8 protein-coding genes are annotated in these 8,774 nt (G+C 51.6%); all 8 read right to left on the reverse strand.

Annotated features, from left to right (window positions below; all coding sequences use genetic code 11):
- Positions 1–20: 20 nt before the first annotated feature.
- Positions 21–4,049 carry a DNA-directed RNA polymerase subunit beta gene (gene rpoB / locus BM007_RS22565; RefSeq protein ID WP_024908260.1) on the reverse strand — a complete coding sequence of 1,343 codons (4,029 nt, stop codon included), beginning with the start codon at positions 4,047–4,049 and terminating at the stop codon, positions 21–23.
- 319 nt (positions 4,050–4,368) lie between these two features.
- Positions 4,369–4,734, reverse strand: coding sequence for a 50S ribosomal protein L7/L12 (rplL, locus tag BM007_RS22570; protein ID WP_002445276.1), 366 nt, complete (start codon positions 4,732–4,734; stop codon positions 4,369–4,371).
- Between the two features lie 66 nt (positions 4,735–4,800).
- Entirely contained in the window at positions 4,801–5,298 is a 498-nt protein-coding gene (rplJ, locus tag BM007_RS22575; RefSeq protein ID WP_005132895.1) for a 50S ribosomal protein L10, read from the reverse strand.
- A 291-nt stretch (positions 5,299–5,589) separates the two neighbouring features.
- Positions 5,590–6,294: a 50S ribosomal protein L1 gene (gene rplA / locus BM007_RS22585; RefSeq protein ID WP_006810530.1), complete on the reverse strand. Its 705-nt coding sequence runs from the start codon at positions 6,292–6,294 to the stop codon at positions 5,590–5,592.
- A gap of 3 nt (positions 6,295–6,297) precedes the next feature.
- The gene (rplK, locus tag BM007_RS22590) at positions 6,298–6,726 is read right to left on the reverse strand and encodes a 50S ribosomal protein L11 (protein ID WP_008503452.1); all 429 of its coding nucleotides are present in this window, start codon (positions 6,724–6,726) and stop codon (positions 6,298–6,300) included.
- 156 nt (positions 6,727–6,882) lie between these two features.
- Positions 6,883–7,428, reverse strand: a complete 546-nt coding sequence (nusG, locus tag BM007_RS22595) for a transcription termination/antitermination protein NusG (RefSeq protein WP_002438628.1) — start codon at positions 7,426–7,428, stop codon at positions 6,883–6,885.
- Position 7,429: 1 nt separating this feature from the next.
- Positions 7,430–7,813 (reverse strand): preprotein translocase subunit SecE, encoded by a 384-nt coding sequence (gene secE / locus BM007_RS22600; protein WP_014068449.1) that lies wholly within the window; start codon positions 7,811–7,813, stop codon positions 7,430–7,432.
- A 225-nt stretch (positions 7,814–8,038) separates the two neighbouring features.
- Positions 8,039–8,774 (reverse strand): elongation factor Tu (locus tag BM007_RS22605; RefSeq protein ID WP_090421149.1); only part of this gene is annotated, 736 nt, incomplete at its 5' end.

Genomic DNA, 8,774 nt, shown 5'->3' on the forward strand with positions numbered 1-8,774 from the left:
GTGACCTGTTTGAGCGAGAATTACTCGTCTTCCAGTTCGATGTTGATACCCAGCGAACGAATCTCTTTCAACAGTACGTTGAAGGATTCTGGCATGCCCGGTTCCATCTGATGGTTGCCGTCCACGATGTTTTTATACATCTTGGTACGACCGTTCACGTCATCAGACTTAACGGTGAGCATTTCCTGCAGGGTGTATGCCGCGCCGTATGCTTCCAGCGCCCACACTTCCATCTCCCCGAAGCGCTGACCACCGAACTGTGCCTTACCACCCAGCGGCTGCTGAGTAACCAGGCTGTAAGAACCGGTAGAACGAGCGTGCATCTTGTCGTCGACCAGGTGGTTCAGTTTCAGCATGTACATGTAACCTACGGTTACCGGACGCTCGAACTGTTCACCGGTACGGCCGTCAAACAGCGTAATCTGACCAGACGTTGGCAGACCACCCAGTTGCAGCAGCTCTTTAATTTCAGCTTCTTTCGCACCATCGAAGACCGGCGTTGCGATTGGCATACCTTTTTTCAGGTTCTCAGCCAGGCGCAGCACTTCTTCATCGCTGAAGGTATTCAGGTCGACTTTCTGACGCACGTCGGTACCCAGATCGTAGGCACGCTGGATGAATTCGCGCAGTTTCGCGACTTCTTCCTGCTGCTTCAGCATGGCGTTAATCTTGTCGCCGATACCTTTCGCAGCCATACCCAGGTGGGTTTCCAGGATCTGACCGATGTTCATACGAGACGGTACGCCCAGCGGGTTCAGTACGATATCTACCGGCGTACCGTTAGCATCGTGCGGCATATCTTCGATCGGGTTGATCTTAGAGATAACACCCTTGTTACCGTGACGACCTGCCATCTTATCACCAGGCTGGATCTGACGTTTAACAGCCAGATACACCTTAACAATCTTCAGCACGCCTGGTGCCAGATCGTCGCCCTGAGTGATTTTGCGGCGTTTCGCTTCGAGTTTTTTCTCGAACTCGTGTTTCAGTTCGTCATACTGCTCAGCCAGCTGTTCCAGCTGATTTTGTTTCTCTTCGTCGGTCAGGCCCAGTTCCAGCCAGCGATCGCGTGGCAGTTTGTCGAGCTTCTCAGCTTCAACGCCACCGGCAACCAGCACCGCATAGATACGGCTGAACAGACCCGCTTCGAGGATCTGCAGTTCTTCAGACAGGTCTTTCTTAGCCTGTTTGAGCTGCATCTCTTCGATTTCCAGCGCACGCTTATCTTTCTCCACGCCGTCACGGGTGAAGACCTGAACGTCGATAACCGTACCGGAAACACCGTTTGGTACGCGCAGAGAAGAGTCTTTAACGTCAGACGCTTTCTCACCGAAGATTGCACGCAGCAGTTTCTCTTCTGGCGTCAGCTGGGTTTCACCTTTAGGCGTAACCTTACCAACCAGAATGTCGCCGCCGGTCACTTCCGCACCGATGTAAACGATACCGGATTCATCCAGTTTGGAGAGCGCAGCTTCACCCACGTTAGGGATGTCAGCAGTGATCTCTTCTGGCCCCAGCTTGGTGTCACGGGACACACATGCCAGTTCCTGAATGTGGATGGTGGTGAAACGATCTTCCTGAACCACACGCTCGGAGACGAGGATGGAGTCTTCGAAGTTGTAACCGTTCCACGGCATGAACGCTACGCGCATGTTCTGACCGAGCGCCAGTTCACCGAGGTCGGTGGACGGGCCGTCTGCCAGCACGTCGCCGCGCTCAACTGGCTCACCCAGAGATACGCAAGGCATCTGGTTGATACAGGTGTTCTGGTTAGAACGGGTATATTTGGTCAGGTTATAAATGTCGATACCTGCTTCGCCCGGATACATCTCGTCTTCGTTAACTTTGATAACGATACGGGATGCGTCGACGTACTGAACGGTACCGCCACGCTTAGCAACTGCAGTAACACCGGAGTCAACGGCAACAGCACGTTCCATACCGGTACCAACCAGCGGCTTATCAGCGCGCAGAGTTGGAACGGCCTGACGTTGCATGTTCGCACCCATCAATGCACGGTTGGCGTCATCGTGTTCCAGGAACGGGATCAGGGACGCACCGACGGATACCACCTGCTGGGTGGAAACGTCCATGTAGTCAACCTGGTCGCGGCTGAACAAGCTGGATTCGCCTTTGCTACGGCAGGTAACCAGATCTTCTACAAAGTGGCCTTCGTCATCCAGGTTGGAGTTCGCCTGAGCGATAACGTAGTTGCCTTCTTCGATAGCAGACAGGTAATGAATTTCGTCGGTTACAACACCGTCGGTCACTTTACGATACGGGGTCTCAAGGAAACCGTATTCGTTCGTCTGTGCGTACACGGACAGGGAGTTGATCAGACCGATGTTTGGACCTTCAGGCGTTTCGATTGGACATACGCGACCGTAGTGCGTCGGGTGTACGTCTCGAACTTCAAAGCCTGCGCGCTCACGGGTCAGACCGCCTGGGCCGAGTGCAGAGATACGACGTTTGTGCGTAATCTCAGACAGCGGGTTGTTCTGGTCCATGAACTGAGACAGCTGGCTTGAACCGAAGAACTCTTTCACTGCTGCAGAAATCGGCTTGGCGTTGATCATATCCTGAGGCATCAGGGTATCCAGATCGCCCAGAGACAGACGCTCTTTCACCGCACGCTCTACACGTACCAGGCCAACGCGGAATTGGTTTTCCGCCATTTCGCCTACGGAACGGATACGACGGTTGCCGAGGTGGTCGATATCGTCCACTTCGCCTTTACCGTTACGGATATCGATGAGCTTCTTCATCACTTCGATGATGTCGTCTTTGCTCAGGATACCGGAACCTTCGATTTCGTCGCGCAGCAGAGAACGGTTGAACTTCATACGACCAACCGCGGACAGATCGTAGCGGTCTTCGGAGAAGAACAGATTCTCGAACAGGCTTTCCGCCGCTTCGCGAGTTGGTGGCTCACCAGGACGCATCATGCGGTAGATTTCTACCAGCGCGCTCAGACGATCGGTGGTTGGGTCGACGCGAATAGTCTCAGAGATATACGCACCGTGATCCAGATCGTTGGTGAACAGCGTTTCGATACGTTTGTGGCCAGACTGGCTCAGCTTAGCCAGCAGATCCAGGCTCAGCTCCATGTTCGCCGGGCAGATCAGCTCACCCGTTGACTCGTCAACGTAATCTTTCGCGGCTACTTTTCCTGCAATGTACTCAACCGGAACTTCGATGAGTTTGATATCATCTTTTTCCAGCTGGCGGATGTGGCGCGCGGTGATACGGCGACCTTTTTCCACATACACTTTGCCGTCGGCTTCGATGTCGAACGACGCGGTCTCACCACGCAGACGTTCCGGCACCAGCTCCATCTGCAGCTTGTTGTCGCGGATTTCAAAGATCACTTTCTCAAAGAACAGGTCCAGGATCTGCTCAGTGGTATAGTTCAGTGCACGCAGAATGATGGTTGCAGGCAGTTTACGACGACGGTCGATACGGACAAACAGGTTGTCTTTTGGATCGAACTCGAAGTCCAGCCATGAACCACGGTAAGGAATGATGCGTGCGTTATACAGTACTTTACCGGAAGAGTGTGTTTTACCTTTATCGCTGTCGAAGAAGACGCCCGGGCTACGATGCAGCTGGGAAACGATAACACGCTCAGTACCGTTGATAACGAAAGTACCGTTGTCAGTCATGAGTGGAATTTCACCCATGTAGACTTCTTGTTCTTTAATGTCTTTTACGGTGCCTTCCGGCGCTTCGCGCTCGTAGATCACCAGACGCAGTTTTACGCGCAGCGGTGCGGAATAGGTCACGCCACGGATCTGACATTCCTGAACGTCAAACACCGGTTCGCCAAGGCGGTAGCTGACGTACTGCAGCTCGGAGTTACCGCTGTAGCTCTGAATCGGGAACACGGAGCGGAAGGCTGCTTCCAGACCGTACTGCCCTTCAGGATCTTGCTCGATAAACTTCTGGAACGAGTCAAGCTGGATAGAAAGGAGATATGGAATGTCCAGAACTTGTGGACGTTTACCAAAATCCTTACGAATACGTTTTTTCTCGGTATAGGAGTAAACCATAGGGTTCCTCAGCTCGCTGACAAGTCGACCCATCTGTCCGACGAAGGGACAGTTTGTGCAACACCATTTTGTGGACCGGAAAATTGAATACTTTCCGCAATACCTGTTGCTATCACGCTTAAATCATTTCGTCGCGATTTACACAGAGCGAGCACCCTGTCGCAATATATTAAGTCGTCGATAGAAACATGCATTGTCAGGACAATCAGCAGTCAAACAGTGTGAAATGCTACTGATGCCTTACAGCGCAAAAAGGCTGGTGACTAAAAAGTCACCAGCCATCAGCCTAATTACTTAGGCTGCAACCAGAAAAGTTGGCTTATTTAACTTCAACTTCAGCGCCAGCTTCTTCCAGAGATTTTTTCAGTGCTTCTGCGTCGTCTTTGCTCACGCCTTCTTTCAGCGCAGCTGGAGCAGATTCTACCAGGTCTTTAGCTTCTTTCAGACCCAGGCCAGTTGCGCCACGTACTGCTTTGATAACAGCAACTTTGTTAGCGCCAGCAGCTTTCAGAATTACGTCGAATTCAGTTTTTTCTTCAGCAGCTTCAGCCGGGCCCGCAGCTACAGCTACAGCAGCAGCAGCAGAAACACCGAATTTTTCTTCCATTGCAGAAACCAGCTCTACAACGTCCATTACGGACATAGCTGCTACTGCTTCAATGATTTGATCTTTAGTGATAGACATTTAAATTGTTCCTGAAAATCAGAATAAGTTTATACGTAAGCAAATGCTTTATAAAGATAACTGCGATTAAGCAGCTTCTTTCGCATCGCGAACAGCAGCCAGAGTGCGAACCAGTTTGCCAGCCGAAGCTTCTTTCATGGTTGCCATCAGGCGTGCAATTGCTTCTTCGTAGGTCGGCAGGGTTGCCAGGCGATCGATGTTCGATGCCGTGATCAACTCACCTTCAAAGGCTGCAGCTTTGACCTCAAATTTTGCATTCGCTTTCGCGAACTCTTTGAACAGACGAGCAGCAGCGCCCGGGTGTTCCATAGAGTATGCAATCAGGGTCGGACCAACAAACGTGTCTTTCAGGCACTCAAACTGAGTACCTTCAACTACGCGACGCAGCAGGGTGTTACGAACAACACGCATGTATACGCCAGCTTCACGACCTGCTTTACGCAGTTCAGTCATTTTGTCTACAGTAACGCCACGGGAATCCGCAACTACTGCAGACAGCGCGCCTTTGGCTACTTCGCTGACTTCAGCAACAATCGCTTGTTTGTCTTGAAGATTTAAAGCCATTAGCTTTGCTCCTGGATGTTTGCCGGAACTCATGTTCCGGAACTCACTTCACTCTTCCCAACGGAAAGAGCGTCTTAATACGGTGAGCAGAAACAAGCCAGAGTATCCAAAAATAATCTTAGCGTTCTGTCACCGTCTACGCAGGGGATTAAGTCTCTTGCGAAACACCTGCGGTCTTCGACGGAGGCCTGGATTAGGCCAGGCTCCAACGAACAAATCTTTTAGCCGCTAACTTTCGTTAGCAAACGTGGGGGTAAGATTGTAGACAAAATCACCGCCCACGTAAAGGCATTAGTTTGCAGCAGCGCTCAGGCCAGCCTGGTCAACTGCAACACCTGCACCCATGGTGGTGGAGATGCTAACTTTCTTGATGTACACGCCTTTCGCCTGAGTTGGTTTTGCTTTTTTCAGCGCAACCAGCAGAGCTTCCAGGTTTTCTTTCAGTTTGTCAGCGTCAAAGTCCACTTTACCGATGGTGGTGTGGATGATGCCGTTTTTGTCGTTACGATAACGAACCTGACCTGCTTTAGCGTTCTTAACCGCTTCAGCAACGTTAGGAGTTACAGTACCAACTTTCGGGTTTGGCATCAGGCCGCGTGGACCCAGAACCTGGCCCAGCTGGCCAACAACGCGCATTGCATCTGGAGAAGCAATAACAACGTCAAAGTTCATTTCGCCTTTCTTGATCTGATCAGCCAGATCTTCCATACCTACCAGTTCAGCGCCAGCAGCTTTAGCAGCTTCAGCGTTTGCACCCTGAGCAAATACAGCTACACGTACGGAACGGCCAGTACCGTGTGGCAGTACAGTTGCGCCACGAACGTTCTGATCGGATTTACGCGCGTCGATGCCGAGGTTAACGGCAACGTCAACGCTTTCAACGAACTTAGCAGTTGCCAGTTCTTTCAGCAGAGCGATAGCTTCGTTGATGTCGTACTGTTTGGTCGCATCAACTTTGTCACGGATCACGGACATGCGCTTGGTCAGTTTAGCCATTTCTTAGTCCTCCACTACCAGGCCCATGGAACGTGCAGTACCTTCGATTGAGCGAGTCATCGCTTCAATGTCGGCACCAGTCATGTCGGCAGCTTTGGTCTGCGCGATTTCCTGCAGCTGAGCGCGGGAAATTTTACCCACTTTGTCTTTGTTCGGTTTACCGGAACCAGACTTGATACCAGCCGCTTTCTTCAGCAGAACTGCTGCTGGAGGGGTTTTGGTAACGAAAGTGAAAGAACGGTCAGCGTAAACAGTGATTACGACTGGGATTGGCAGACCTTTTTCCAGGGATTCGGTTTTGGCGTTGAACGCTTTACAGAATTCCATGATGTTCACACCCTGCTGACCCAGAGCTGGACCAACTGGTGGACTTGGGTTCGCCATACCAGCTGCAACCTGCAGCTTGACGTAGGCTTGTACTTTCTTAGCCATTCTAAAATCCTCTGATTGGGTGATAGCGCCTCAGTGAGGCTCCCCGTGAATAAAATTCGTTTTACGGGCCGGGGCCCATAAAAACAAAAGGCGCGAAATTGTATTCCAATCTCGCGCCCTGTGCAACGATTAAATCGCCGCTTTTTTGATCGCTGCTTAGGCTTTTTCGACCTGCGCAAAGTCCAGCTCTACCGGGGTCGCACGACCGAAGATAGAAACAGAAACTTTCAGGCGGGACTTCTCATAGTCCACTTCTTCAACGACGCCATTAAAGTCAGCAAACGGACCGTCGCTAACACGGACCATTTCACCCGGTTCAAACAGCGTTTTAGGACGCGGCTTATCACCCACCTGCTGCAGGCGGTTCATAATCGCATCAACTTCTTTGTCGCTGATTGGCGCCGGACGGTCAGACGTGCCGCCGATAAAGCCCATCACGCGCGGTACGCTGCGCACCAGGTGCCAGCTCGCGTCGTTCATCACCATCTGAACCAGCACGTAACCCGGGAAGAATTTACGCTCGCTTTTGCGACGTTGGCCGCCACGGATCTCAACCACTTCTTCGGTCGGAACCATAACTTCGCCAAATAACTCTTCCATGTTGTGTAATTTGATATGCTCACGCAGCGACGTTGCTACGCGGCCTTCAAAACCGGAAAACGCCTGAACGACGTACCAACGCTTTTTAGGGGCTTCAGACATCTTAGAACCTCAGGCCAGTAATAAAGGAAACCAGGCGAACCAGAATACCATCCAGTCCCCACAGGATCAGTGACATTACAGCGGTAACCGCCGCTACGATCAGCGTGGTGTGCAATGTTTCCTGGCGAGTCGGCCAAATGACCTTACGGACTTCGGTACGCGCTTCACGTGCAAAAGCAACGGTTGCTTTACCTTTAGTCGTCAACAGCGCGACACCGCCCGCTGCAGCAATCAGAATCACCACTGCCAGCGCGCGGAGCGGCAGCATCATGTCACGATAAAGATAGTTGCCAACGATTGCCACAATCAGCAGCACGGCAACAGCGACCCACTTCATCGCTTCCAGGCCGCGCCCGCTCCCTTGAGCTTCGGTATTCGCACTCATAAACCAACCTGTCAGAAGAATTCTACAAATAATTTCACCCCGCGATTGCGAGGCGAGCCAAATCGAAATAATCCCTTTAGGGATTATACGCTCTCTGCAGAGCCTGTCTCAGCAATGATTATGACAAAAATAATCACTGATGAGCCAGGTTCTGATGTGAAAGCGTGCAAAAAGGGCATCAAATGATGCCCTTTTCATGCGCATTGCGTCAAATGTTATCAGCGATTAGCCGAGAACTTTAGCAACCACGCCCGCGCCAACGGTACGGCCACCTTCACGGATTGCGAAACGCAGACCGTCGTCCATCGCGATTGGGTGGATCAGAGTCACAACCATCTTGATGTTGTCGCCTGGCATTACCATCTCAACGCCTTCTGGCAGTTCGATGGTACCGGTCACGTCAGTTGTACGGAAGTAGAACTGTGGACGGTAGCCTTTGAAGAACGGAGTATGACGGCCGCCTTCGTCTTTGGACAGGATGTACACTTCAGATTCGAACTTGGTGTGTGGCTTGATTGAGCCTGGCTTCGCCAGAACCTGACCACGTTCGATTTCTTCACGTTTGATACCACGCAGCAGAACACCAACGTTCTCACCAGCACGGCCTTCGTCCAGCAGTTTGCGGAACATTTCAACGCCAGTACAGGTAGACTTCGCAGTCTCTTTGATACCAACGATTTCAACTTCTTCGCCAACTTTGATGATACCGCGCTCTACACGACCGGTAACAACAGTACCACGACCGGAGATGGAGAATACGTCTTCGATTGGCAGCAGGAATGGCTTGTCAATCGCACGCTCTGGTTCTGGGATGTAAGAATCCAGGAAGCCAGCCAGTTCGATGATTTTCGCTTCCCACTCAGCTTCGCCTTCCAGCGCTTTCAGAGCAGAACCACGAACGATTGGGGTATCGTCGCCTGGGAAATCGTACTGAGACAGCAGTTCACGAACTTCCATCTCT

The sequence above is a fragment of the Enterobacter sp. NFIX59 genome (assembly GCF_900113755.1).
In the GTDB taxonomy this organism is placed as follows: Bacteria; Pseudomonadota; Gammaproteobacteria; order Enterobacterales; family Enterobacteriaceae; genus Enterobacter; species Enterobacter pseudoroggenkampii.

Excerpts from the sequence above, each read along its gene's own strand:
- rplL (WP_002445276.1), bottom strand. The coding sequence starts at position 4,734 with ATGTCTATCACTAAAGATCAAATCATTGAAGCAGTAGCAGCTATGTCC.
- rpoB (WP_024908260.1), bottom strand. The coding sequence starts at position 4,049 with ATGGTTTACTCCTATACCGAGAAAAAACGTATTCGTAAGGATTTTGGT.
- nusG (WP_002438628.1), bottom strand. The coding sequence starts at position 7,428 with ATGTCTGAAGCCCCTAAAAAGCGTTGGTACGTCGTTCAGGCGTTTTCC.
- rplK (WP_008503452.1), bottom strand. The coding sequence starts at position 6,726 with ATGGCTAAGAAAGTACAAGCCTACGTCAAGCTGCAGGTTGCAGCTGGT.
- rplJ (WP_005132895.1), bottom strand. The coding sequence starts at position 5,298 with ATGGCTTTAAATCTTCAAGACAAACAAGCGATTGTTGCTGAAGTCAGC.
- secE (WP_014068449.1), bottom strand. The coding sequence starts at position 7,813 with ATGAGTGCGAATACCGAAGCTCAAGGGAGCGGGCGCGGCCTGGAAGCG.
- rplA (WP_006810530.1), bottom strand. The coding sequence starts at position 6,294 with ATGGCTAAACTGACCAAGCGCATGTCCGTGATCCGTGACAAAGTTGAT.